26 protein-coding genes and 5 pseudogenes are annotated in these 23339 nt (G+C 65.1%); 16 read left to right on the top strand and 15 right to left on the bottom strand.

Going from position 1 to position 23339, the window contains the following annotated elements; genetic code table 11:
* Position 1: 1 nt before the first annotated feature.
* On the bottom strand, positions 2 to 1345 hold the full coding sequence (locus tag MCHLDSM_RS04975; RefSeq protein ID WP_023363473.1) for an MCE family protein: 1344 nt from the start codon (positions 1343 to 1345) through the stop codon (positions 2 to 4).
* Positions 1335 to 1919: pseudogene (locus tag MCHLDSM_RS04970) on the bottom strand (mammalian cell entry protein); the annotation flags it as partial. The gene MCHLDSM_RS04975 and the pseudogene MCHLDSM_RS04970, both read right to left, overlap by 11 nt.
* A gap of 70 nt (positions 1920 to 1989) precedes the next feature.
* Between MCHLDSM_RS04970 and MCHLDSM_RS35695 the strand changes: the two are divergent.
* From MCHLDSM_RS35695 to MCHLDSM_RS40660, 4 genes and pseudogenes are all read left to right on the top strand, one after another.
* Positions 1990 to 2313, top strand: a pseudogene (locus MCHLDSM_RS35695) (alpha/beta hydrolase-fold protein); the annotation flags it as partial.
* Between the two features lie 345 nt (positions 2314 to 2658).
* Positions 2659 to 3042, top strand: a pseudogene (locus tag MCHLDSM_RS04965) (ATP-binding cassette domain-containing protein); the annotation flags it as partial.
* A 246-nt stretch (positions 3043 to 3288) separates the two neighbouring features.
* Entirely contained in the window at positions 3289 to 4041 is a 753-nt protein-coding gene (locus MCHLDSM_RS04960) for an SDR family NAD(P)-dependent oxidoreductase (protein ID WP_023363468.1), read from the top strand.
* A gap of 63 nt (positions 4042 to 4104) precedes the next feature.
* Positions 4105 to 4242 (top strand): annotated as a pseudogene (locus tag MCHLDSM_RS40660) (ATP-binding protein); the annotation flags it as partial.
* Here the strand turns inward: MCHLDSM_RS40660 and MCHLDSM_RS04950 are convergent.
* From MCHLDSM_RS04950 to MCHLDSM_RS04935, 4 genes are all read right to left on the bottom strand, one after another.
* Positions 4233 to 5099 (bottom strand): enoyl-CoA hydratase/isomerase family protein, encoded by an 867-nt coding sequence (locus MCHLDSM_RS04950; RefSeq protein WP_023363464.1) that lies wholly within the window; start codon positions 5097 to 5099, stop codon positions 4233 to 4235. The pseudogene MCHLDSM_RS40660 and the gene MCHLDSM_RS04950 sit on opposite strands and share 10 nt — an antisense overlap.
* A 60-nt stretch (positions 5100 to 5159) precedes the next feature.
* On the bottom strand, positions 5160 to 5741 hold the full coding sequence (locus MCHLDSM_RS04945; RefSeq protein WP_023363462.1) for a peroxiredoxin-like family protein: 582 nt from the start codon (positions 5739 to 5741) through the stop codon (positions 5160 to 5162).
* 255 nt (positions 5742 to 5996) lie between these two features.
* Positions 5997 to 6419: a pyridoxamine 5'-phosphate oxidase family protein gene (locus tag MCHLDSM_RS38040; RefSeq protein WP_023363460.1), complete on the bottom strand. Its 423-nt coding sequence runs from the start codon at positions 6417 to 6419 to the stop codon at positions 5997 to 5999.
* Positions 6420 to 6540: 121 nt separating this feature from the next.
* Positions 6541 to 7026: a peroxiredoxin family protein gene (locus tag MCHLDSM_RS04935; protein WP_033718792.1), complete on the bottom strand. Its 486-nt coding sequence runs from the start codon at positions 7024 to 7026 to the stop codon at positions 6541 to 6543.
* 91 nt (positions 7027 to 7117) lie between these two features.
* Between MCHLDSM_RS04935 and MCHLDSM_RS04930 the strand changes: the two genes are divergently transcribed.
* Positions 7118 to 7747: a TetR/AcrR family transcriptional regulator gene (locus MCHLDSM_RS04930; RefSeq protein WP_023363456.1), complete on the top strand. Its 630-nt coding sequence runs from the start codon at positions 7118 to 7120 to the stop codon at positions 7745 to 7747.
* Positions 7748 to 7902: 155 nt separating this feature from the next.
* On the opposite strand, the gene MCHLDSM_RS39010 is transcribed toward MCHLDSM_RS04930, so the two are convergent.
* Both MCHLDSM_RS39010 and MCHLDSM_RS40300 read right to left on the bottom strand, forming a co-directional pair.
* Positions 7903 to 8319 carry an amidohydrolase family protein gene (locus MCHLDSM_RS39010; RefSeq protein WP_074243868.1) on the bottom strand — a complete coding sequence of 139 codons (417 nt, stop codon included), beginning with the start codon at positions 8317 to 8319 and terminating at the stop codon, positions 7903 to 7905.
* A pseudogene (locus MCHLDSM_RS40300) lies at positions 8238 to 8585 on the bottom strand (amidohydrolase family protein); the annotation flags it as partial. The pseudogene MCHLDSM_RS40300 and the gene MCHLDSM_RS39010, both read right to left, overlap by 82 nt.
* Positions 8586 to 8963: 378 nt before the next feature.
* Here MCHLDSM_RS40300 and MCHLDSM_RS04920 point away from each other — a divergent pair.
* From MCHLDSM_RS04920 to ssuD, 5 genes are all read left to right on the top strand, one after another.
* Positions 8964 to 9212, top strand: coding sequence for a hypothetical protein (locus tag MCHLDSM_RS04920; RefSeq protein WP_023363451.1), 249 nt, complete (start codon positions 8964 to 8966; stop codon positions 9210 to 9212).
* A 644-nt stretch (positions 9213 to 9856) separates the two neighbouring features.
* Positions 9857 to 10825 (top strand): ABC transporter substrate-binding protein, encoded by a 969-nt coding sequence (locus MCHLDSM_RS04915; RefSeq protein ID WP_060937627.1) that lies wholly within the window; start codon positions 9857 to 9859, stop codon positions 10823 to 10825.
* Positions 10822 to 11646, top strand: a complete 825-nt coding sequence (locus MCHLDSM_RS04910) for an ABC transporter permease (RefSeq protein WP_023363448.1) — start codon at positions 10822 to 10824, stop codon at positions 11644 to 11646. Before MCHLDSM_RS04915 ends, MCHLDSM_RS04910 begins: the two co-directional genes overlap by 4 nt.
* Before the next feature lies 1 nt (position 11647).
* Positions 11648 to 12487 (top strand): ABC transporter ATP-binding protein, encoded by an 840-nt coding sequence (locus MCHLDSM_RS04905; protein WP_063840604.1) that lies wholly within the window; start codon positions 11648 to 11650, stop codon positions 12485 to 12487.
* Positions 12411 to 13508: an FMNH2-dependent alkanesulfonate monooxygenase gene (gene ssuD / locus MCHLDSM_RS04900; RefSeq protein WP_023363445.1), complete on the top strand. Its 1098-nt coding sequence runs from the start codon at positions 12411 to 12413 to the stop codon at positions 13506 to 13508. Before MCHLDSM_RS04905 ends, ssuD begins: the two co-directional genes overlap by 77 nt.
* Positions 13509 to 13822: 314 nt before the next feature.
* Here ssuD and MCHLDSM_RS04895 read toward each other — a convergent pair whose 3' ends face one another.
* Positions 13823 to 14359, bottom strand: coding sequence for a carboxymuconolactone decarboxylase family protein (locus MCHLDSM_RS04895; RefSeq protein WP_023363443.1), 537 nt, complete (start codon positions 14357 to 14359; stop codon positions 13823 to 13825).
* Between the two features lie 132 nt (positions 14360 to 14491).
* On the opposite strand from MCHLDSM_RS04895, the gene MCHLDSM_RS04890 reads away from it, so the two are divergent.
* The 3 genes from MCHLDSM_RS04890 (at position 14492) to MCHLDSM_RS39005 (ending at position 16802) form a co-directional block, all read left to right on the top strand.
* On the top strand, positions 14492 to 15142 hold the full coding sequence (locus tag MCHLDSM_RS04890) for an RNA polymerase sigma factor (protein ID WP_023363441.1): 651 nt from the start codon (positions 14492 to 14494) through the stop codon (positions 15140 to 15142).
* A complete protein-coding gene (locus MCHLDSM_RS04885) occupies positions 15135 to 15404 on the top strand; it encodes an anti-sigma factor family protein (protein WP_023363439.1) in 270 nt (89 codons plus the stop codon). The genes MCHLDSM_RS04890 and MCHLDSM_RS04885 overlap by 8 nt, the downstream gene beginning before the upstream one ends.
* A gap of 228 nt (positions 15405 to 15632) precedes the next feature.
* Positions 15633 to 16802: a redoxin family protein gene (locus MCHLDSM_RS39005; protein ID WP_023363437.1), complete on the top strand. Its 1170-nt coding sequence runs from the start codon at positions 15633 to 15635 to the stop codon at positions 16800 to 16802.
* Here the strand turns inward: MCHLDSM_RS39005 and MCHLDSM_RS04870 are convergent, their stop codons facing one another.
* Positions 16803 to 17747 (bottom strand): SDR family NAD(P)-dependent oxidoreductase, encoded by a 945-nt coding sequence (locus tag MCHLDSM_RS04870; RefSeq protein WP_023363435.1) that lies wholly within the window; start codon positions 17745 to 17747, stop codon positions 16803 to 16805.
* Positions 17748 to 17829: 82 nt separating this feature from the next.
* On the opposite strand from MCHLDSM_RS04870, the gene MCHLDSM_RS04865 reads away from it, so the two are divergent.
* The 3 genes from MCHLDSM_RS04865 (at position 17830) to MCHLDSM_RS04855 (ending at position 19770) form a co-directional block, all read left to right on the top strand.
* Positions 17830 to 18723 carry a haloalkane dehalogenase gene (locus MCHLDSM_RS04865; RefSeq protein WP_033718784.1) on the top strand — a complete coding sequence of 298 codons (894 nt, stop codon included), beginning with the start codon at positions 17830 to 17832 and terminating at the stop codon, positions 18721 to 18723.
* 199 nt (positions 18724 to 18922) lie between these two features.
* On the top strand, positions 18923 to 19141 hold the full coding sequence (locus MCHLDSM_RS04860) for an anti-sigma factor family protein (protein ID WP_084051818.1): 219 nt from the start codon (positions 18923 to 18925) through the stop codon (positions 19139 to 19141).
* The gene (locus tag MCHLDSM_RS04855; protein ID WP_023363431.1) at positions 19135 to 19770 is read left to right on the top strand and encodes an RNA polymerase sigma factor; all 636 of its coding nucleotides are present in this window, start codon (positions 19135 to 19137) and stop codon (positions 19768 to 19770) included. Before MCHLDSM_RS04860 ends, MCHLDSM_RS04855 begins: the two co-directional genes overlap by 7 nt.
* A gap of 4 nt (positions 19771 to 19774) precedes the next feature.
* On the opposite strand, the gene MCHLDSM_RS04850 is transcribed toward MCHLDSM_RS04855, so the two are convergent.
* The 5 genes from MCHLDSM_RS04850 to MCHLDSM_RS04830 all read right to left on the bottom strand — a co-directional run bounded on the left by MCHLDSM_RS04850 (position 19775) and on the right by MCHLDSM_RS04830 (position 23253).
* Positions 19775 to 20455 (bottom strand): TetR/AcrR family transcriptional regulator, encoded by a 681-nt coding sequence (locus MCHLDSM_RS04850; protein ID WP_046188119.1) that lies wholly within the window; start codon positions 20453 to 20455, stop codon positions 19775 to 19777.
* A gap of 58 nt (positions 20456 to 20513) precedes the next feature.
* Entirely contained in the window at positions 20514 to 21077 is a 564-nt protein-coding gene (locus tag MCHLDSM_RS04845) for a peroxiredoxin-like family protein (RefSeq protein WP_023363428.1), read from the bottom strand.
* A 233-nt stretch (positions 21078 to 21310) separates the two neighbouring features.
* Positions 21311 to 21784 (bottom strand): YkgB family protein, encoded by a 474-nt coding sequence (locus tag MCHLDSM_RS04840; protein ID WP_023363427.1) that lies wholly within the window; start codon positions 21782 to 21784, stop codon positions 21311 to 21313.
* Between the two features lie 226 nt (positions 21785 to 22010).
* Positions 22011 to 22901, bottom strand: coding sequence for an alpha/beta fold hydrolase (locus MCHLDSM_RS04835; RefSeq protein ID WP_023363425.1), 891 nt, complete (start codon positions 22899 to 22901; stop codon positions 22011 to 22013).
* A 103-nt stretch (positions 22902 to 23004) separates the two neighbouring features.
* On the bottom strand, positions 23005 to 23253 hold the full coding sequence (locus MCHLDSM_RS04830; RefSeq protein WP_023363423.1) for a hypothetical protein: 249 nt from the start codon (positions 23251 to 23253) through the stop codon (positions 23005 to 23007).
* Positions 23254 to 23339 lie beyond the last annotated feature (86 nt).

Below are 23339 nucleotides of genomic sequence, written 5' to 3'. Positions count from 1 at the left end.
GTCATGACCCCGTCCCCGCAGGCAGCATCATTCCCGCCAGCCCGGCTGCCGGGTCGGTGGTCTGCGGCGCCGGCCCGCCGACTATGGCCGCCGCATCTGTGGGTGCTGCCTGTTCGGCGGCCAACGGGGGGCCGGGTGGGGCGGGCGGCGCAGCTGGAGCCGGTTGCGGCGGAACGTAATCCGGGCGCATCCAGTCCTCGCTGTAGGAGATCTCGTTCGGGCGTGCCGTGGCGCCGACGAACGGGTTGAAGCCAAGCGGCGGGAAGTTGTACTGGCGGTTTTTCACGATCGGCGCCAGGTACTGCACGCACAGCTTCGCCGACTGTTCGGCACCCAGGCGTGATGCCGCCTGAATGGCGCCGCACAGGAAATTGATGGGGTCGGCGAAGTTGTTGACCGCGGCGATGCCGGTGAGGCTGCCTTGTGCGGGCTGATAGAGGTTGGCGGCGTTGGCCGCCGTCGTCGGCAGGATATGCAGGAGCTGTTTGATGTCGTCCAGGCTCTCGTTCAGAGCAGTCGAAACCGATGCGAGTTTGTCGGAGGTGGTGCCCAGCGCTTCGCGGTTGTCTGCAACGAAACTGCTGACCTTGCCGACCACATCATTGAGGTCTTTGACGGCGCCGGCGACCTCGCCGGGCTCGTCCGCGAGCAGTCCGGTGACCGAAGCGAGGTTTCCGTTGAGGGTCTCGAGCAGTCCGGCGCTGTCCTTCAGCGCGGTCACCAGCGTTGCGATGTTCTTGACGCTGGTGAAGATGTCGCCGCTGTGATCGCCGAGCGCCGAAAGTGCCTGGGACAGTTTGATGACCGCGTCCCGGATCGCTGGGCCCTGACCGCGGAGATTGTCCGCGGCGGTGTGAACCAACGCTCCCAAGGTGCTGCTGCCGCCAGGCTCGGTGGGCTGCAACGCCTGGGTGAGGCGTTCAAGCTGAACGCGGACGTCGTCCCATTCCACCGGAACCGCGGTGCGCTCCTGGGGGATGACCGCGTCGTTCTGCAGGGTGGCGCCGCCGGTGTAGGGCGGGGTGAGTTGGACGGCACGTGCGGTCACCAACGTCGGCGATACGATCACGGCCTTGGCGTCGGCGGGAACCGCGTACTCGCTGTCCAGCCAGAAGCTGATTTTCACCCGGGTGGGTTCTGGCTCGATCTTGTCGATCTTGCCGACGTTGACACCACGGATGCGGACATCGTCACCGGGGAAGATGCCGTTGCTGTTGTCGAAATAGGCAACGACATGCGTGCGATTCGAAGCTCGAATGAATTGCACGACAACGTATCCCCCGACCACGACGAGGACGACCAGCGCCGCCGTCAGCGCTGCCTTGACTCTGCGGTTATTGATCATTGCCCGCCTCACTGGAGGCCGTCGGTTCGCCGGGTGCGGGTACGAACACCGGGCTTGGCGTCGGCGGCGTTGATGCGTTGGGATCGGGTACCTGCTTCGCCGGTGGACCGGGAGGTGGACCGCCAGGCGCAGGCGCGGGTGACGGCTCCCGGTAGGGATAGCAGCCGGGACCAGGTAGCGCAATTGCGGGCGGACCACATGCCTGGTCGCCGGGGTTTCCGGTGATCGCGTCGGGCAGCGTCATCCGCGGTTCGCCAGCCTGCCCGGTGCGCGGGTAGGGCGCCGGAAGAGCCGGGGTTCCCGGCTGACCCGTCTGCGGGTCGGTGCGTTGCGACGGCAGCAGGACGTTGGGGTCCAACCCGAGGTCGGAGAATGCGGAGTCGACAAATGGCTGAATGAATTGGCCTGGAATGAGATTGGCGATGTAGGCCTTGAAGAAGGGCCCCCCGGACAACACCTCGCCGAAACTCATCGCATAGGAGTTCAGTCCCTTGATCGACTGCTGGATCTCAGCTTTTCGGTTGTCCAGCGTCGCCAGTACGCCGTTGAGTTTGTCCAACGCGGGTTTGAGGGTCGCCCCCTCTCCCACCACATCCTCAGCACAAGTGACGAGAAACCCCTCCACCGTCATCACCTGACGAGACGTCCAACACCAGGCCATGTGGGGGGCCGCGCAGTTAGGTCGTTGGAAGTGGCATGACCCTGACGTGCACGTACCGCTGCTTGTCGACAATGACACCCGGTTGTGGGTCTACAGCCCATCCACTCTGACATGCAGTGATCCGGCGGCGATGATCGGCCATTGCGATCAGGCGCAGGGCTCGAATCGATCCTTTTATAACCACTACCGCAGCGCAGGCGGACGCAACGGGCACTTTGACATTGCCCAGGGTGGGCAACACGACTGGAACAGCTGGGCTCCCCAGCTGGCAGCCATGGCCCCCGACATGACCGCTACCATCCGATGACCATCGATCGCAACCGGGCGGCCCAAGTACTCCGGCGCGGACGAACTCCGGCCGCCACTACCGCAGGTGCGCTCGCCACGATTCTCACATGCGCGGCGCCGTCTACGGCACGCGCCGACACCGATAATCCGTGTTCGTTGGCGGCGACGTTCTTGTGCCAGTTCATACCAATCGTTCCGGAACTGGAGGACGACGTGGATCTGACTCAGGAAGAGCCACATATGCCGGTGGTCGTCCCCGGATCGGCGACACCATCGGCATCGCCGATGTGGCTCACGGGTGAGCACACAAGGCAACTGGTGGTAAGGCGGTTGAGGATAGGCGCCATGCACGAAGGGATGTCCGGTGGGTATTGATGTTTCGGTTGAGGGGTTGACGAAGTCGTTTGGGGCCCAGCGAATTTGGGAAGACGTCACGATGGAGATCCCCGCCGGTGAGGTCAGCGTCCTGCTGGGCTCGGGTACCGGTAAATCGGTGTACTTGAAGTCTTTGATCGGTCTGCTGCGCCCCGAGCGCGGCAAGATCATCGTCGACGGCACCAACATCATCGAGTGCTCGGCCAAGGAGCTCTACGACATCCGCACACTGTTCGGCGTCATGTTCCAGGACGGCGCGCTGTTCGGTTCGATGAGCCTGTATGACAACACCGCGTTCCCGTTGCGTGAGCACACCAAGAAGAAGGAAAGCGAGCTCCGCAACATCGTCATGGAGGAGCATGAACCACCAGGATCCTTCCCAACCCGGGGAACTCGATGTCGATCAGATATCTCGAGCCATGGACGCTCGACTTAATGCGTGATCCGTCGACGGTGCGGAATGGAGGAACCGATGGTCGGTTAGGCATGTGCCGACCCCTGGCGAGAACGTTGCGGTCACTGAATCATTCATCACCTCGTCGACCGCGCGGGTCGCGACCATGGGGTCAGCGCTTGGTCTGTTGTTGGACTTGCACTTTCGAAAGTATGGGAAAGTATTATGCCGAAATTCTCCGAGAAGACTGTGATCATCACGGGTGGCGCCGCGGGCATCGGTCTCGCCGCTGCTAAACTATACGCCGCCCAGGGGGCCAACGTTCTTATCACCGGCCGCCGACAGGACAGACTCGACGACATCGCACGCGATGACCGAGCCATCGTGGGGCTCGTCGCCGATGCTGGCGATGCTGACGACGTTTATCGGACCATCGATTTCGCGATGGCGCGGTGGGGGCGCCTAGACGTCATCGTGAACAACGCCGGAGCGGGCGTCCTCGCCGCGCTCGCCGACGTTTCGATCGAAGCAATATTCAACACATTCCGAATCAACGTGATCGGCCCTACTCTCATGGCTAAGGCGGCCCTTCCGCATCTGGCCCGATCACACGGCAGCATCATCAATGTGTCCAGTACATACGGGTCGAAACCTGCTGCTGGCTTGTCTCACTATGCGGCAAGTAAAGCCGCGGTCGAGCATCTCACGCGCTGCTGGGCGCTTGAACTGGCCTCCACAGGCATCCGGGTGAATGCGATCGCATCGGGGCCTGTCGAAACGGCATTTCTAAAGGAAAGGATGGGACTCAGCGAGGACGCGATAAAGGAAGTCAAAGCCCTGGAGACGGCAACCATTCCGCTGGGGCGGCGCGGCGTCCCCGACGACGTCGCAGCCTGGATCATCAAGCTGACCGATCCCGGTTCGGACTGGGTCACCGGTCAAGTTCTCGCCGTGGACGGCGGCCTCGCCGTCACATAGCTCCTCGTCACGGCTCCTTTTCGTACTCCACTATTGATTAAACCTTTGCACCCGAGTCCTATGACCGCGGCCCTGGCACGGCGAGTCGGTCGCGCTCGCTTCGAACAGCACAACACCTTCGAAGACTTCGACTTCACCCTCAGCCCCAAGCTGCCCGCCGCGATGCTCGATCTCCGCTGGGAGCTTACAGGTCACCGGGTTGGCAGTGTGCCCGGCGCGGCGCGGACGTCGTTGATGTAGTCGCCGAGTGTGAGCTCGAGTGGGCCGGGCTGTTGGAAGCCGTCTTTGAGTGCTTGGGCGATGATCGATGCGGCGGCGGGGCGCGCAAAGGCCCCGATGAGTGTGTCCATTTCGGAGAGCAGGGTCGCGTCGGCAGGTAGTGACGCGTTGTTCACGAACCGTTTGATGTCGGCGAGGGCGAGCAGGTCGAAGCGTGACACCCGATGTGCGAATGCGTCGACGAATGCGTCGAATTCGGCATCGGGGATGGCCCTGTTGACGTATCCGTAGCGCTCGGCCAGCTCACCGGTGAAATCGTGGCCGCCGAGGAGGATCTCCAGGGCCCGTCCGCGGCCGACTATCGTGGGTAGCCGGCTGGATGGACCACCGCCTGGGATGGCGGCGAAGCCGACTTCGAATTGTCCGAGGATCGCCCGTTCGCGGCTGGCGAAGCGGATGTCGGTGGCCAGCGCTAGCTCGCTGCCGGCGGCACGCGCTCGGCCGCGGATGGCGCTGATCGTCACGGCTGGCAATTTGCTGATCCGGATCAGCAGATTGGTCCAGTGATGAAACGGCGAGGGCGCGGTGGGCAGCGCCGTGAGTGGTGAGGGGTCGGCTGCGACGTCAACGTGGTTAAGGAAGAAGTCGGGGTTGGCGCTTTCGAACACGATGACGGCAACGTGGTGGTCTTGTTCGATTTCGGTGAGGAGTTGGTGAAGTTCGACGACCATCAGCGGGTCGACGAGGTTGATGGGCGGGTTGTCGAACGTGACCCGCCACAGTGCAGGGGTGGTGCGTGTGACGCTGAAGCGTGGCGAAGTGTCGGCTTGGGTGCTCATCGCGTTTCCTTGGGGTTGTGGGTGAAGTCCTGCGCGCCCGGTGGGCGTTGTTGATGGCGATCACTGTTGGCGTGCGGTGGCGAGTATTTCGTCCACCGTCCATTGGTCGTAGGCGTGGCTGCCGTACTTGGCGGCGAGGATTCGTCCATCGGGCCCGATGAGCAGATCGGCGGGCAGTCCGAGGTTGCCGTTGGTCGGTGAGGCGGGCAGTGGTGAGCGGCGTTTGGCGATCGCGGTCTTGATGGCGTGCCAGTATCCGCCGGGCAGCGCGCGCCAGGCCGCGAGTCTGAGGGCTTTTGTCGAGGCTTCCACCCCGAATCGGCGGTAGAGATCCTTGTCGGGGTCGCCGACCACCGCAAAGGGCATATCGTCTTGGTATTTGCGCAGCTCGGCGGCGGTGGAGTGGAACACCACCACTTCGCGGATGCCTGCGGTGTTGATCTCCTCGATTCGTCCGCTGATCGAGCGCAGGTGCAGATTGCATACCGGGCAGCCTGCGAAACGCCGGAACTGCAGGTGCGTTAGCGCGCCCGTGGGGTCGGGAATCTGTACGGGTTCGTCGTTGAGTCCCCTAAGCAGCAGGGTGGGGAACTGCTCGCCGACAGTGACGCGCTTGGATCGTGCTGGGGCCGTGCGGGCCATGATGATCTCCTTCTACTGATGGGCCGATGGTCAGGTCGGGCGAGCAGATGCCCACCGTCGACGATCAATTCGGTGCCGGCGGGCGTTCACTCGCCTCGTCGGCTCGTAGTGTGCCGGGCGGGGAGTTCGTTGGGGGGCCGGAGGGTCCACGCCCGCGTCGTCGTCGTCGACCACGTTCGGACCCGGCCCCTTTCCGCTAGGGCCACACCGCACTTCGATGTGTCTTGCCCCGATGTGTTGCTTTGGTTGCGGTGCTCATCCGGCTTCCGTTGGGTTGTGGGTGAAGTCCAGCGTGTGCTGGTTGGCGTTGTCGATCGCGATGACAAAGCACACGCGTCCGGGGCCGCGGCTCGGGAAGGCGGCGCCGGTGTATTTGATTGAGATCGGGTCCATGTAGTGGCAGGCGGCGTCGTCGCGGACTGCGATGACCCTGCCCTGCAGGGCGGCCATCCGGTAGGGGTTGTCGAACGCGGTGATCGACAGGCCGACGCGAGGGTCGCGGCGCATGTCCTTGGCCTTCGGGGCCTTGGCATGGGTGCAGATCAGGACGTTGTCGTCCTCGCGCGCGACCCACACCACCCAATTGCGGGGATGACCGCCGGCCGAAACTGTGGACAGGTGCGCGTAATTCGGTCCGTCAATAAGCACCCGGATGCTGGCCGGGATCGGGCTCGACATCCTCACCGCCCGCGCCGCTTGGCCGGGGAAGAGGCGGCGGGCACCAGGCGGCTCGGCTGCATGTGTTCCGTCGGGCTGGTCTGGCGGCACGGCAGCGGCCTGCAGCGGTGTGCGGCGTTGCTCATCGCGCGTCGGGGTGCTCGGACAGGTACCGGACGAAACCGATGACGTCGTCGGCAACCAGCCGCCCGATGGCCCCGCTCGAGTACACCGCGAGCCGCACCGTCCCATCAGGTGCCAGCACGAAGCCCGTCGATTGCAGATAACGGGGATGGTCGTTGACGTAGGCACCCGTCGCCGCAGCGATCGCGTCGGCGTCGGCGCTATGGCCAACCGGGAAACGCAGCTTGTGCTTGGCGACCAGCGCAGCCGAGGTCTGCTCATCATCCACCGACAAGGCGATCACCTTGACGTTGAGTTCACTGAGCGTGTCGAGCGCGCGGGAGAACCCGGCCAGCTGGGCATTGCAGTATGGGCACCACGACCCGCGGTAGATCAAGATGACGCCGTAGGACCCGGCGAGATCGCCGGGCAGGGAGATCGTGGCGCCGCCGACGGCGGGAACCTCGATCCGGGGAAACAGCTGACCATAATCGAGTCGGGACATCGGCATCCTTCCGAGGGGTTGGGTGGACTACTCGGTCCATCATGATGACATAGGAGTGGACTGGCAAGTCCAGTGTCGGTAGGCTGCGGTCATGGTGTCAACGGAGGGCCCTGCTGGTTCGCGGCTGACGGCTCGCGGCGCGGCGACTAGAGCCCGCATCGTCGCGGCGGCGGCGTCGCTGGTGCAGGAGCACGGGGTGGCCGGAACCAGCCTGGACGATGTCATGGCCGTCACCGCCACCAGCAAGTCGCAGCTGTATCACTACTTCGCCAACAAGGACGCGCTCATTCGCGAGGTGATCACCATCCAGCTCGGCCGCGTGATCGCCGCCCAGGAGCCCGACCTTCGCGAGGTCTCGTCGTGGGAGGGTCTGCAGCGCTGGTGTGATCACCTCGTTGCCATGACCCGCGCGAGGCAGGGTGTCGGCGGCTGCCCCCTTGGCTCGCTGGTCGGTGAACTCGCTGAGCGATCCGAGACTGCGCGACACGTGCTCGCGCAGTGCTTTGCCGAATGGGAATCGTATCTGTCCGCGGGCTTTGTGGCCATGCGCGACAACGGCGAACTGGCCGCCGAGGCCGACCCGGCCGAGCTCGCGTTGACAATGATGAGCGCGCTGCAAGGCGGTCTGCTGATGGCGCAGACCATGCGCAGCGCCCGCCCCGTCGAACTCGCCCTGAACATGGCGCTCGGGCACGTCAGTGCTTACCGGCGCAACCCATAGGCGCGACGGCGCTGATCAGCCAGCAGCCTGCGACTCAGTCGACGTCAGCTCGCCGGCAGGGCGGCCCCACCCGAGAGGCTGGTTCGGATCGGCAGCGACGCCACGGCCAACCCGACGCTGTTGTGCCGCGACCGTCTTGGATGGATAGGTGCGGCTCAACGGGCTGAGATCGCGAGGATGCGTTCGGCGTTGGCGTGGGCGATCTTTGCCCGGTCACCGGCACTGAGCGTTGTTCGCTGCAGCCGGGCGACGGCCTCTTGCGAGGACTCATACGGGTAGTCCACGGAAAACATGACAGCATCGGCGCCCACCTCCAGCACCGCCCCGGTCAGGGTCGCCGGCGAGAACACCCCGCTGGTGGTGAACACGATGTTGGTGCCGATGTAGGCCGATGGTGGTTGCTTGAGCGGTGTGCCGGGTTGGATGGTGCGGACACGCGAGTCGAGCCTGCTGCGCTGCAACGGCAAGAACGCGCCCATGTGGCCCAAGATCAGGGTGGCCGAAGGGATGGCGGTCGGAAAACTCCGGCGAAGAGTATCCGCAGGGCGTGGCCGCTGACCGCGGCGCCCCAACTCCCCGTCGGGCCATACAGTTCGCGCCGACCGTCCAGGGCATGCCACCGATCGGCCGGCGGGGCGCCCGGGTGCAGATACAGCGCTACGCCCAGCGCTTCCAAGGCGGCCCAAACCTCGTCGTACTCGGGTGCATCCAGGCAGTGTCCGCCCGGTCTGTGGATGCAGTCATTGACCAGCGCCCCGGACAACCCGAGCTGTCGCACGCAGCGTTCCAGCTCGACCGCCGCCCCGGCCGGGTCCTGCAGCGGCAAGGCCGCAAAACCGCGGAACCCAAGGGTGTAATTTCATCGTTTCGGCGCCGATTCCGTCTGAAGTCCTCACGCCCAACGGCTGTGTCGCCGCCGTGGTGGTGACTGCTGGGGCCGAAAGTACTGGCGCTCCTAAAATCCTTAGCGGTCGGGCGCGATGCGCTGATTGTGCCGTCGGCGCTGGCGAGTTGGCGGCGTGCACATTTTTGAACGAACAGCGGATGAGGTCGCACAGGGGGCTGGTGTCCAAGCGGGCGTAAGCATGTTTGGTCGCGGCCGACAGGCCGATCTTGCAGACAGCATGGCTTTTCGGCAGTCGAAGACGGCGACAGAGCGTCCGGGTTCGCAAACGGCGACGGCCAGCTGCAGGAGCGCGGCGCGAAGGACTTTAACGTGGTCGCCTATTCCCCCCTGCACGGGGCAACGCCGCGGCATCCCGATTCCGAGACCAATCTCCTTGTGCCGCTAGACCATACCGCGGCTGCCGCGAAGTCCAGTATCCACCGTGTCATCGGCGTCACCGTCACGATGTGCACGTCCGATTCGGATATCGAACTGGCACAGGCGTTCTGTTCACACCGCATCCCACTCGAAGCCACTGTGATGATGGTCAGCGGACGGCGGACGTTCGCGCTCAGCTGAAGGAGGCGGCGGTCGGGATTCCGATGCTGTCCTCGGTGTTGGCGCTTTTGTTGCTGTCGTTCGCCCGGCAAGCCAGGCCGGGCTGGCCGTGGTGGCGTGTCTGGGGGCGACTCGGTGAACGTCGATACCAGCCCGACTACTTCCGCTTCTCCGTAGGCCCGCGGTAAGACATTGTTCAAGCTTGCGGGAGGGGCGTCTGTGTTGCTTGTGGTGGCGAACCCCGCAGATTTCTAGGGCAGTGCAGGGCGGTGGACGAGGCCGGGTTTCGACTCGCGGTGATCATAACGGTGGCCGCTCGCAACAGGAACTGCAAACTTATTGTGCGGGCGCCACGGTTTGTTGTCGGGTGGGCGCATGGACTCTGACGATGCAGGAGAACATCGATACCCACCGCACTGCGACGTCCGCGTGGCCGGATCGTCTATCAGGTCATCGAGCGCTGTGCGGGACGGGAATGCGGTGCCAGCAGGCGCAGTTCATTGCGCAGACCCGATTGCGCAGACCCGTCTGCCTCGGAGGGTTGAAGTCCTTGGAGCCGGGCTTGTTGATCCGGTTCAGCGATACGAGTGCGCTACAGCTACGTAATGGATCCATAACCAGGAATATCTATCGTGCGACAGATTGGTAGCAAGGGAGTCTGCAGAATGTCGACGCTCCGAGTTCGCGGCGGCCGGCTAGCCCGGTTGGTCGGCCGCATTGGATTTGTTGTGGCACTCGTGCTCTTCGTAGGTGGCTGTGGCGGGGGCGGTGGTGCCCCGGATACAGTCCGGATTGGGACTTTCGCCAGCGCAGTCGATTACGCACCGTTCTATATCGCGCGCAAGCAACGGTTGTTCGAATCCGCCGTCGGCGCCGGCACGAAAGTCGACTACGTGGAATTCGACTCGGCGCCAGCCGTCACAGAAGCGTTGGCGACAAACCGGGTCGACATGGTCTTCATGGCCGAGCCGCCGGCTCTAATCGCCGCGGCGGCGGGAGTTCATTGCAGGATTGTGGCTCTGGGCGCGAGCCTGGTCCAGGACATCCTCGTACCGATCGACAGCAAGATCGCGAGCGCTGCCGATTTGGGCGGAGCGCGCGTCGGTGTGTTAGCGGGTACGTCGTCGCATTACGCCTTGATCAAGATCGCCAAGGATGCCGGCGTCGATCCCAAGTTAATTCAAGTGATCGATATGGCCCCGCCGGACGCGAAGGCGGCGTTCGAATCAGGTCACCTGGATGCGTGGGCGGTGTGGCCGCCGTTCGTGCAGCAGCAGCTTGTCCAGAAGACCGCCAGGCTGCTACCGGCAGGCGATGCTGCGATCCAGTCCATCGCGGTTGCACGGCCCGGGCTGGCCGAAGATGCACTGGCCGTTTACTCCGCTTTGGTCGCTGCCATCGGCAAAGCAAAGGAGTTCATCCGCGCATCACCGGCAGAAGCGAAATCGATTGTGGCCACTGAAGTTCGGGTCGATCCGGAGGTGGTCGAATTGGCCTGGCCGCGCCACGACTTCACCGCCACGCTGACTCAGGAGGTCATTGCCGACATCCCGGCGAAGGCCGATTTCCTGGCCGATGCTGGCTTCATTCAGCAGAAGGTCGATGTCAAGGACCTGGTCGGACCTCCGCGATGACGATGATGGTGACTGCGCCCGTGGCGACAAATGCGCCCCGTCGACGCCGGCGGTTCTTCGATCGTCTGACAAGCTGCGTACTTGCGCTGGCCGTACCGATCGGACTGGTCGTGGCATGGCACGTCGCGGTGGTCAGCGGCGTCCTGCCGCACACGCTCGTTGCTGGACCGCTCGACTCACTCGAAGCGTTCGTCAGGCTGGCGATGGATGGAACGCTGATCGAGCACGCGTGGGTCAGTGTGCGCCGCATAGCGATTGGCTTTGCCATCGGCAGCACGGTCGGCATTCTGGCAGGGGCGGTGATCGGCACCAGCCCGTTGGCAGCCAAAATCCTGGAGCCCACCGCCTTGACGTTGATTCCGGTCCCGGCGGTGGCGTGGATTCCGGTGCTGGTCATCGTGTTTGGCATCGGAGAGCTCTCAAAGGTGACCTTGGTGGCGATCGGGTCCGCCACCACGCTGATCCTGGCGACCGCTGCGGGGATTCGTTCTGCCTCGCAAGATCTCGTGGAGGTCGCGCAGCTCTACGAGAAGTCGCGCTGGACAGTGCTGCGGACGGTGTTGCTGCCGTCGGCGGCTCCGTCGATTGTCGCATCGGCGCGCGTTGCGATGGCGCTGTCGTGGACACTGTTGGTCGCGGCGGAGGTCATCGCGTCGGCTAACGGGTTGGGATGGCTCATCTGGGATTCGCGCAACTTCGCACGGCCCGCTGCCATGATCGCCGGAATGCTCGCAATCGGCATTCTCGGAAAGGCCACCGATGGGCTTCTCGCCCGCTTCGGCCGCTACCTCACCCGCTGGGACCGCTCCTACCGTGGCTGACGTGAATGGCGCGGAGGTGCCGGCCCTGCAAGTACGAATTCGCGAGAAACGGGTCACGGTCGGCAAGCGTCCCCTGGATGTGCTGAGCGAGGTCAACTTCGACGTCCGCCGTCAAGAGGTTGTCGGCATCGTGGGTGGCAGCGGAGCTGGCAAGACGTCGCTGCTGCGCGCGATCGCGGGCCTTGACACCACGTTCGTTGGCGAAATCCGGGCCTTCGGTCGACTCGTTCGGGGACCCGGCCGGGACCGGGGCCTGGTCTTCCAGGAGCACCGACTGATGCCGTGGATGTCGTTGTCTGACAACGTCGCCTACGCGCTGCCGTTCCGGAGACCGGCCGCCCAAATCGAAAAGCAAGTCGTCCATGCGCTCGACCTGGTCGGGCTGGCCGGTTTCGGCAAGGCGTGGCCGAATCAGCTTTCCGGCGGCATGGCGCAGCGAGCCTCCTTGGCCCGCGCCTTGGTCACCACTCCCGAGATCCTGCTGCTCGACGAGCCGCTGGGCGCGCTGGACAGCCTGCTGCGCAGTCAAATGCAAACCGAACTCGAGCGGATCATCCTCGACGAGGCGCTCACCGCGATCCTGGTGACCCACGACGTCGACGAGGCCGTGCTACTGGCAGACCGGGTGATTGTGATGGCTGGTCCACCCGGACGGATCATCGCCGACATGGCGCACCCCCAGCCCCGCCCGCGGGACGTGGCGGACCCAGCACTTCAGGCCCTCCGCGCCCAGATCCTCACTGTTTTGCATCAAGGAGGCAGGAATGGACATCTACTGGTACATCCCCACCCACACCGACGGCCCACACCTGTCGACGATGCACCGGGCGCGGGCGGCTAACCTGCGTTACATCACCCAAATCGCGCAGGCCGCAGACGATCTGGGCTATGTCGGAGTGCTGGTCCCGACGGGCTCGGTGTGTGAAGACGCATGGATCACCGCGTCGTTTCTGGCACCCGAGACCACGAGCCTGCGATTCATCGTCGCTGTCAGGCCCGGGCAGTCGACCCCGTCGATGACGGCTCGAATGGCCTCGGCCTTCGACCGCTACAGCAGGGGTCGGCTCACCGTCAACGTGGTCTGTGGAGGCGATCCGGTCGAACTGGCCGGCGACGGTGTCTTCCTGTCGCATGGCCAACGCTATGAGCAGGCCGACGAGTACATCCAGGCGTGGACCGACCTGCTGCAGGGCAAGACCGTGGACATGAACGGCCGATATGTCCGCATCGAAGGGGGGCAGCTTCACTACCTTCCCCTGCAGGAGCCGCACCCTCCGCTGATGTGCGGCGCCTCCTCTGGCGCTGGGCAAGCGTTCGCCGCGAAATGGATCGACACCGTGCTGACGTGGGGCGAACCACCGGAGCAGGTGCAGCCGAAACTCGACGAGATGCGGGCCAAGGCACACGCTGCCGGGCGACGAGTCACCTTCGGCATCCGGCTACACACCATTGTGCGGGAAACGAGCAGAGAAGCGTGGGCGGCCGCCGATGACTTGATCCGCTACGTGCGCGACGAGGACGTCGCCGCCTCCCAGGCGGCGCTGGCCCGCTCTGAGTCGGAAGGCCAACGCCGCATGGTGGCCCTGCACCGTGGCTCGAGGGAGCACCTCGAGGTGAGCCCCAACCTCTGGGCAGGCGTCGGTCTGGTCACCGGCGGGGCCGGCACCGCGCTGGTGGGCAGTGTCGAGGAGGTCCGTGACCGGATCATGGAGTACCACGACATCGGCATCGACACGTTCATCCTCTCCGGGTATCCGCACCTCGAGGAGTGCTACCGGGTCGCTGAGACGCTGTTCCCGCAGCTGCCCTTCGAACCGAAGGTGAACAGCCTACAGCCGAAGGTGATCCCCGGCGGCTGGTGATCGACTGTCAGGACAAGGTGTTGGCCTCGCTGACCACAGCGGCGCCCGCCAGGTTGACCGGAAATCGCCTCAGCTGCAGTCGCTTCCGTCATGGAGCGGGTATTCAGGCCCACTCGCCGCGACACGATGGACGTGTGACGACGTGGGCGTGATAGCCGTCGCCGTCAAGTATCGGGCTCGGATTCTGGCGCCTCTCCGTTTCACATCGGAGAGGCCGCCCTGCCGCGGTCTTCGAGGATGACCCCGGCACCGCACGTGTCGTGTGACGGCTGGCCTGGCGGGCCGCGGTCGCGTGACCCGCCAGGCCGTGCGGTTCACGGCTGCACGATTGGGAAGTCGATTTCGGTGTGCGCGACGTTGTTGAAGTAGTTCGTCAGCACGTTAAGGCCCACGTGGCCAATGACTTCGGCGATCTCGGCGTCGGTCAGACCTGCGCGGCGCGCGTTTTCCAGATCGGCGTCATCGATGTGGCCGCGGTGTTCGTTGACGGCCACCGCGAATGCAAGGATCGCGGCGGTTTTGGGGTCGTCCGCATCTGCTTTGCGCGCCGACCCGATTTGATCGGCGCTGAGTCCCGCCGCCTTTTCACCCAGGTAGCTGTGTGCGGACAGGCAATACGAGCACCCATTGGCCTGTGCGATGGCGATGGCGAGGCGTTCGCGGGTGGAGCCCGGCAGCGTTCCGCGGTCGAGAGCGCCGGCCAAACCGAGATATCCGCGCAGCAGCGCCGGACTGTGCACCATCGCGCGGGTGAGGTTGGGAATCGTGCCCAATGCCTGCTGCACGGAGGCCAACGCCTCGGCCTGGTCGTTGGTCGCGTCGGCGTCGGTGACAAGGGACAGCGTGCTCATTGGTTCTCCTCCAGTATTGTTCGGGTTGATGGCCTTACACCGCATGCCAGATCGATGAGGCCACTGGTTAGACGCCCGTGCAGCTGATCTGTTACACGGGCCGCAATTTCGGCTGGGGAGCGGTGCTGGGTAATGGGCGAACACATCCGCACGGTCGTCGACGACCGGTGGGCTAGCGAGGACGAGTTCGTCGACGCGTTGCGGGCCGGGGACACCGAAGCATTCCGCCTACTGGTCGACACGATGCATGCACCCCTGGTCCGCATGGCGCGGATCTACCTGTCGGCGTCCATTGCAGAAGATGCCGTGCAAGACACGTGGACGTCGGTGGTTCGCACGATCGGGAGCTTCGAAGGTCGTTCGACGGTCAAGACGTGGGTGTTCCGCATCATGCTCAACCGAATACGGACGCTGGCCCGAACACAGGGGCGCACCGTGCCATTTGCCGTCGCAGGTCCGGAGGCGGATCCGTACCCGTCGGTAGATCCCAACCGGATGGTTCACGCCGAACTGGGTGCCCACCACTGGTCTGACGTGCCCGCAAGGTGGGACCTGTTGCCAGAGCAACGACTGCTTTCTCGCGAAGTGCGCACCTTGATCTCGCACGCCTTGGCCAAACTGCCAGACGCGCAACGCGAGGTGGTCTCGATGCGCGACGTCGAGGGCTGGACGAGCGAGGAAATCTGCGACGCGTTGGGGATCTCGGCGGTCAATCAACGCGTGCTGCTGCATCGTGGGCGCGCCGCCCTGCGGGCTGCGCTGGAGGAGTATCTCGATGACTGACGAATTCATCACCAACGAACTGCAACTGGCGTGCAGCGACGTGATCGAGCTGGTCACGACGTATCTCGATGACGCACTGAGTAACACAGACCTGCGCCGGTTCGAACAACACCGACGCGGCTGCGAAGCCTGCCGAGTCTTCATCGACCAGATTCGCCGCACCGTCAAGATCACTGCCGCCGCGCGCGACGACGCGGTGCAGGTGCGCCCGGCGAACTTCGACGCTCTGGTCGCCGAGCTGCGACGGCGGGGCCGTAGCTAGGGCCATCGTGTGCAAATCCACGCCGAACTCGATGCCCCCGAACGTCGCATGCCGCCGATGATGGCCCATGGCTGCGCGGGGGACAACGAAACTCGAGTCCCCGCCAGTTGTGCGTTCGGACCCGACAGGGCTTGGTGCTCAAGCGAGTTCATCGTCTGTACTGTTTGGTACACTAGGCGAGATCGCTGTCGACAGGCTCGATGACACCACCGACGGGGAAGGCGTGCTATGACAAGCTCTAAGTTCACCACTTTCAGCGAGAAGGTCGCAGAATTGGCGGAGCAGTTGGCCGGCGTGGCTCCGCCTGAGGTGCTCGAGGTCTTCGCCGCCGACCAGCGCGAGCTCCAGGCGGCCGGGGTGCCGGCGTCGGTGGCCGTGCCTGGGACGCGATTCCCGATCGCTGAGCTCATTGGGGCGGACGGGACGTCAGTCTCGTCGGCCGACGTGCTGGCCGGAGCACCCACGGTCGTGGTCTTCTATCGGGGGGCGTGGTGCCCGTATTGCAACATCGCGCTGCGCGTTTACGAACAGGATTTGGTGCCGGCGCTGGAGGCCCGCGGCGTTCGTCTGGTGGCCATCAGCCCGCAGAGCCCGGATGGTTCGGTGTCGATGCAGCAGGCCAATGAGCTGAGCTTCGCGGTGCTCTCCGATCCGGGCAACCGCATCGCCGCCGCGTTGGGCATCGTTATCGCGCCCAGCGACGAAGCGCAGGCCGCGCAGAAGCAGCTGGGGCTTGATCTTGCGGCGGTGAACGCCGACGGCACCGTTGCGCTGCCGATGCCCACGGTGGCGATCGTCGATGCCGAGTCGGTGTTGCGGTGGATCGACGTGCATCCTAATTACGCCACGCGCACCGAGCCTGAAGACATCTTGGCGGCGGTCGACCGTGTTCTTGGCCGCGCGGCCACGTCAGCGGCGACCACACCTTCTCTTGCCCCGGTGGCGCCCCGCCTGGAAGAACTGGCCGACGAACTCGGTGTCAAGTCCGTTCTGGTCATGCGCTCGGACCCCGATTCCATGGTCGTCGCGGCGACGGCGGGCCCGGGCACCGCCTTCTATCGGGTGGGCGCCGCAGGCTCCAAGGCCGGCGCCGCACCGGATCGGGTGCCGCTGTATTGCGAACGGGTGGTCGACGGCGGGGAGGCGATCTTCGTGCGTGACTCCCGCCTCGATGACACCTTCGCGGGCAACGAGGATGAGACCGAGTTCGGCTTGAGTAATTACCTCGGGATGCCGGTCCGAGACGCCGGCGGGCACGTGGTGGGGACGGTGTGTGTTCTTGATGACCACGCACGCGACTATGACGGGGCCGCCCGCGACCACCTCGACGCGCTGCGCATCGAGGTGGAGGCGATCGTGGCAGCCGACCCGTCGGCGCTTGTCACCGATGATCGGTAGTCAGCGAGCGGCGGCGACAAATCGGTGGATGGCTTCGTCGGCGCGATCTTGGATCGTGGTGTCGGCGAAGTCTGCCAGGATCGTCGCCTGGTCGACGACGGGCCCGGTGAGCTTCCCGGCGCCACTGGCGTAGAACACTCCGCTGCGGTACGAGTCATCGACGATTGCGTCAACCAGACGTCGCGCGCCGACGTCGAGCTTGTGCGCAAGGCCGAACAGCGGTGCGATGTAGGGCATCACGACGCGGCTCATGACGGTCCTCACTATCGGGTTGGTGTGCTCGAACGCGTTGGTGCCTGCGGTGTTGCCCGGGCTCACGGTGAGCAGACGAAGGTCGGGATGGCGGCGTGCCAGGGCCGATATCCACAGTGCACCAAGATATTTCGCGTGGGCGTAAGCCAGCATCGCGGTGGCGCGCCTGCCGGTGTAGAAGGATCCGTCGATGACGCCGGCGAACTCGTCGGCGGAATGGTGGGCGAAGGTTGGGGGTGGGATGCGCAATTGAACAACACCACGGGCAGCCTCGCTGCCGGTCAGCACGGCGGCGGCGGTTAACATTTCACGCTGGATCAGCGCCTCCAGCAGCATCACGTGCCCCAGCACGTTTGCGGCGAAGACCTCGGTGACACCATGGTCGTTGAGCGCCAATGGTTTTGGCCCGCCGAGGCCGCCAGCGTTCAAGACGACGGTGTGCAGCGGTTTGGTGATCGTGTCGAGGGCCGATTGCACAGATCCGGGATCGGCGACGTCCATGTGCAGGATTTCGAACAGCGCGGTGTTCGTGGCGCGCTCGAGGTCGGATCGTGCCGACGCGGCTCGCGTGAGGTTGCGACACGCGAGGAAGATTGTCGAAAATGCGCCGCGCAGTGCCAGTTGCCGTGCGATCTCCTTGCCGATCCCGGAATTCGCGCCCGTGATGAGAATGGCCCGATCCGTCCGTGTCATCGCCGCTCCGACCGCCGAAAGTCTGACTTTACCGTTCGGTACACTACATCACGATCACCTGCCTCACACCTGGAGCTGCCCGATGAGCGTTGGCCTGCCTGAAGTTTTTCGGACCCCGGAGGGCCGATTCGCCCACCTGCCTGGCTATGACTTCACGCCGCACTATGTCGACGTTGACGGTCTGCGGATCCATTACCTCGACGAGGGCCCGCGCGAGGGCACGCCGATCGTGTGTTTTCACGGCGAGCCGAGTTGGGTTTACCTGTACCGCAAGATGATCGGCCCGCTGGTGGCCGCGGGCCACCGTGTCATTGCGCCGGACTACGCCGGCTTCGGGCGCTCGGACAAGCCGACTGACCCGAACTGGTACACCTTCGACCGGCACGTGCAGATCGTCAGCGCGGTGCTCGATCGCCTCGACGTGCAGCAGGCGACGGCCGTGGTGCAGGACTGGGGCGGCCCGATCGGCCTGCGCTGGGCCGTCGAGCACTCCGATCGCGTGGCTGCACTGGCGATCTTCAACACCGGGCTGTTCACGGGGCGGGTGTCCAAAGGGTTCCTGTCCTGGCGCGAGTTCGCCGAGAAGAACCCCGACCTCCCGGTCGGAATGGTGATCCAGGGTGCGACGGCCACCGACCTGGCCGACGACGTCGTCGCCGCCTACGACGCGCCCTTCCCCACGCCCGAGTCCAAAGCCGGGGCGGCCCGCTTCCCGCTGCTTGTCCCCATCACGGGCGACGACGTCGGGGCCAACGAGATGCGGGCGGTCATCGACCAGCTGTCGCGGTGGCAGAAGCCGGCCCTGGTGGCGTTCTCCGACCAGGACCCCATCTTCCCCTTCCCCCGAGCTGGTCAGGTGTTCTGTGACCTCATCCCCGGCGCCATCGATCAGGTGCGCATCGAAGGCGCATCGCACTTCCTGCAGGAGGATCGCGGCGAGCTCCTCGCCCACGAGGTGCTCAAGGTGGCGCCGTGACGAAAGTGTGACGGCTGGTGGCAACGACCCGTTGGCCGTGTCACGCTGAATTCATCGGCCCGGCATTCCGCCGCGCCGACCGGGGATCTGGGGACCCGATGATTGTCGAGGGCGAGAAATGACGTCTAAGGCTGGCCGGATGCGGTGGTGGTGGCGGCGGCGCGGGGTGATGCGGTCGCGCCCGCTGCGGTGCGAGGAGATGGTCGAGCTGGTCACGGCGTATCTGGAGGACGCGCTCGATGCCGACGATCGCGCGCGCTTTGAGACGCATCTGCACGGATGTGAGGGCTGCGCCGCTTATTTGGACCAGTTGCACGCCACGGTCGGCACTCTGGGCGGCATCCGTGAGGAGCACCTCGATCCGGTCTACCGCGCCCGGCTGCTGGCCGCCTTCGCCGAGACGGCGGGCTCATGGTAACCCGGATCGCCGGTGAGCAGGCGTTGGTCACGGGGCTTCGCGCGGGTGATCAGCGTGCCTTTGCTCAACTGGTCGACGAGCACACGCCCGCCCTGTTGCGTGTCGCACGCGCCTACGTCTCCGATCACCCGACAGCCGAGGACGTGGTGCAAGAGACTTGGATCGCCGTGGTGAAGGGCATTAGGGGTTTTGAGGGCCGATCCTCGCTCAAGACGTGGCTCTTTGCGGTGTTGACAAACATCGCCAAGCAGCGCGGGGTTCGCGATCATCGGCGCAACGAGACCCTCACCGACTTCGGTGCGGCCACCGTGGATCCAGCGCGCTTTCACCGTCCCGGCGAGCCCGGCGCCGGCTCGTGGAAACAGCCGCCGGCGCCGTTCCCGGACAGCCCGGAGGGCTCGGTTCTGCATCGCGAGTTGTTGGAGGTTGCCCGGCGTGAGCTGGACAAGTTACCCGAGGGACAACGCGCCGTGGTGACCCTGCGCGACCTTCTCGGGTTCGACGCCGCGGAGGTCTGCGAGGTGCTCGACATCACCGCGGGCAATCAACGGGTGCTGCTGCACCGCGGACGCGCAGCGATCCGTCAAAGTCTTGAGGATTACCTCAGCGCAGGCCAGCGAGAGTTCTGACGGCTCAACGGGTTTGGCGCTTGCGGCGGGCCGATCCGGGTTTGGCGGGTGCTGAAGTAGCCGCCCAGCGGTGAAGTTCGGTGACCGCGCCGTCGAGGGTGTCGCGTAGCACGGTGACGTTTCCGCGCACACGGGCGAGCAACATCCCGCCCTGCAGGGCGGCGATGACCATGGCGGCCAGGCGCGCCGGTTTCGCCGTGTGCACCAGGTCGCCGCGATCCTTCATCGCCTTCAGCCCGCGCGCCAGGGGGGCTTCCCACCGAGCGAACGCGGCATCCAGGCTGGGGCCAAACGTGTCATCGTTTTTCAACTCGGCCGCGATCGTTCCCAACGGACACCCGAACGGGCCGCCCCTTCGGGATTGCTCGCGCACGATGCGGGCCATCCACGCGTCGATGCCCTGCCAGGAGTCGGTGTGGTCGAGTTCGGGTTGCTGCGCGGCGAGCACCAACTCCAGTTGCCGCTCGATCACCGCGGCCACCAGGTCGGCCTTGCCGTCGAAATAGTGATACATCTGGCCCTTGCCGGCGCCCGCGGCGGTCAGCACGTCGTCGAGGCTGGTGGTGCTCACGCCGTTGTGATACATCAACGTGGCCGCGGCGTCCACGATCTGTGCGCGCGCACGCTGACCGCGCGCGGTCGCTGGGAGCGGGCGCGCCGTGCCGGTCGGTCGCAATGCGGACATCCCGAAAAGGATATAGAAGCAACCCTGGCCGACCGGCACGGCGCGACCGCGGCCGGTGTCACCGCACGTGGGCCAGCAGTTCGTCGACCGACCACTGGTCGTAGGCGTGGATTCCGCGTTTGGCGGCGACCACTTTGCCGTCCGAGCCGATCAGGAAGTCTCCCGGCAGCCCCAGGGTGCCTCCGATCGGGTCGTTGTTGTAGACCGGTGTCGGGGTCGGGTCGCCCCGCTTGAGGAGTTGGCGAATCCGCTGGGCCACGACCGGGGCGAGGGCGCGGGGGTCGAGGATGGCCCGCCGCGAGGAACCCACACCGAACTCGTCGTAGAGCAGCTTGGCCGGATCGCCGATGACCGCGAACGGCAGCTCGACCCCGTGGCGGCGCAGTTCGTCATCGCTGGAGTGGAACACCACCACCTCACGGATGCCGGCCGCGGCGATCTCGTCGTAACGCCGCGCCATCGACTGAAGGTGCACGTTGCAGATCGGGCAGCCCGCGAAGCGACGCAACTGCAGATGGACAAGGCGGTCGGGATCCGGGATGCGCACCGTCTCTCCGGATACGGTGACCAGTTCCCGGGGTGCCACCACAGTGCCCGGGCCGACGACGTTGGCTTTTCTCATGAGAAGTACTGCCTTTCAGAAAGTTCGTGGCGGGCCCGCAAGTGACAAAGATAGTGTACTAAACAGTACAGTCGAGGCTGCGGTGGGTAATGGGCGATTTCGCGGCTGTCGGCGTTTCGTCACCATGACCTGACGGTGTACGACAATGCTTGCCGCCCAGGGCCGAATCGCACTTCGGTGGTGGCGTGCCGAGTCGGCGTCGACCATGGCGCCCATCGTCGATCGCGTGGGGGTCACCCACGTAGGGTGTCGGCCAGGGTCCACAGCGACACCCCGAGTAGGACGACGTCCTTGAGCAGGAACTGACCGGTCGACGACAATGCGGGGAATCCGCCGCCGGCCGCTTCGGCGACGCCGGGGGTGCTGAACAGGAAGCTGATCGTCGTCAGGAACAACAGCGTCGCCAGGACGCTGCCGAGCACCGAGAGTTTGGGCGCGATGGGTTTGGCGGCCAGCAGGATCGCGGTGAGGATCTCGAAAACCCCCAGCAGATTGGAGAAGGTCTGCACCGAGAACAGGTTGTAGAGCCAGCTCAACAGTGGGCTGTTGGCGACCAGTGGCTGGATGCCCTCGGCCTCGTAGGCGGTGAACTTCAGCGCACCGATCCAGGCGATCACGACGACCAGGCCGTAGCGGGCGACGAAAGACGCGAGGCCTTCGAGCCTCGCGTGGATGCCCGGATTGGTCAGGACATTGTTGGTAGCCACGAGTTTAACCTCCAAACGGGAGTCTGCTGTCGTTGGTGTGGTGTCGGCCAACCCGGCTTCCGTTACACAGAACAGGGTTTCGGCTCCAAGTTGACCGAATGGTCAACTACGACTCAGGCGCGAGGCGCCTGTCCGCGTGGTCGCTGCCTGTGTGTTTGACAAGGAGTGGACGCGGGCGCCGTAACGGCTGTTCGTGGCGACTGTCAGGTTCGCAACGGTGTCGGGTTTACCGACGCTGTCCGTCAACGGCCGAAGCGAGACGGCAGACGGCGTCGGCGATCTGTTCTGGGTAGTCCTCTTGGAGGAAATGTTTGGCGGGCAACAGGATCGGGTCGTCGATGCCTGATGCCAGTTGCGCGTGAATGCCGTCGTGGCGCAATGTCAGGGCGTGGTCTCGGGCGCCCCAGACGATCTGCACCGGATACGGGGTGTTCCGTACGGCGGACACGTAGCGCCGTTGCTTGTCGGCGGTCGGCTCGAAGCCTCGCATGATCTTCAGGAACGCCCGCCCGCCGTCGTCGCCGAGCAACAGCGGGACATACGCGGCGATTTCGGCCGCCGGAACCTTGCGGCTGACACCCGTGTAGCGCATCAACGACAGGAACACACCGGGCAACTGCAGCGACGCCAGCCACGCCTCGCCCACGCCCGTGTGTGCAAACGGCTCCATCATCCACGGGCGCTGAAAGCTCTCAACGGCCACAGTGGTGTTGAGCATGGTCAACGACCGGATCCGGTCAGGCTGTGCTGCGGCGACTTCGAACCCGATCGGCCCTCCGATGTCGTGCACCACCAGGTGGAAACGTTCGAGCTCCAACGCGTCGACGGCCGCGAGCAACCAGCGGCCAAGGCCGGTCCAGGTGTAGTCGAAGTCCGCCGGACGTTCGGCGTAACCCAGCCCGGGCAGGTCGACGGCAATACCGCGCAGACCCCGGTGCGCCACGGCCGCTACGACCTTGCGGTAGAGATAGCTCGACGCGGGAACCCCGTGCACGCACACCACCGGCTCGGCGTCCGGCGCACCGGCATCGAGGGCAAAGGAGCGCACCCCGGCGGCGGTGAACTCTCTGCCCGATGCCCGGTACCCGGCCAATAATTGCTCGACGGCAAGCGACATTATCCTGTGGATCCGTTCATCTCAGCCTACCCTGTACTGGACAGTACACTACCGGGCGCTGCATACCGTCGCACCGTAGCGTCCGGTGCGGTTGGCGGCCTCGTCAGCAGCCGGTCGGGCAAGAAATGTCGACGTAGGCGGTCGGGTTGGCGCCCCCAGCGTCCTTCTTGACGCCGGTGACGGTGCACGCCGAGAGGTTGGCGCTTGGTGTCCCGTTGATTTGCACGTTGTAGCCCTCGGATTTCAACGAGTTGACGGTGTCGTCGGCCGTCGCCCCCGCGGGTCCGGCTGTGGCAACACCGGCCACGGCCAGCAGGCTGGCGCCGACGATGGAGAATGCGATTCGATTCATGAGGGAACCTCCTTGGTTGGCATGCGTTGGTTGGTTGGCATGCGCTGGGGCCGGCGCCTTCGGCAGCAGCCCTGATTGTCGCACCG

Origin of the sequence: Mycolicibacterium chlorophenolicum (assembly GCF_001044235.1) — a bacterium.
Taxonomy (GTDB): Bacteria; Actinomycetota; Actinomycetes; order Mycobacteriales; family Mycobacteriaceae; genus Mycobacterium; species Mycobacterium chlorophenolicum.
The sequence above is the reverse complement of the archived record's forward strand: the minus strand, read 5'-3'. Positions and strand labels throughout refer to the sequence as shown.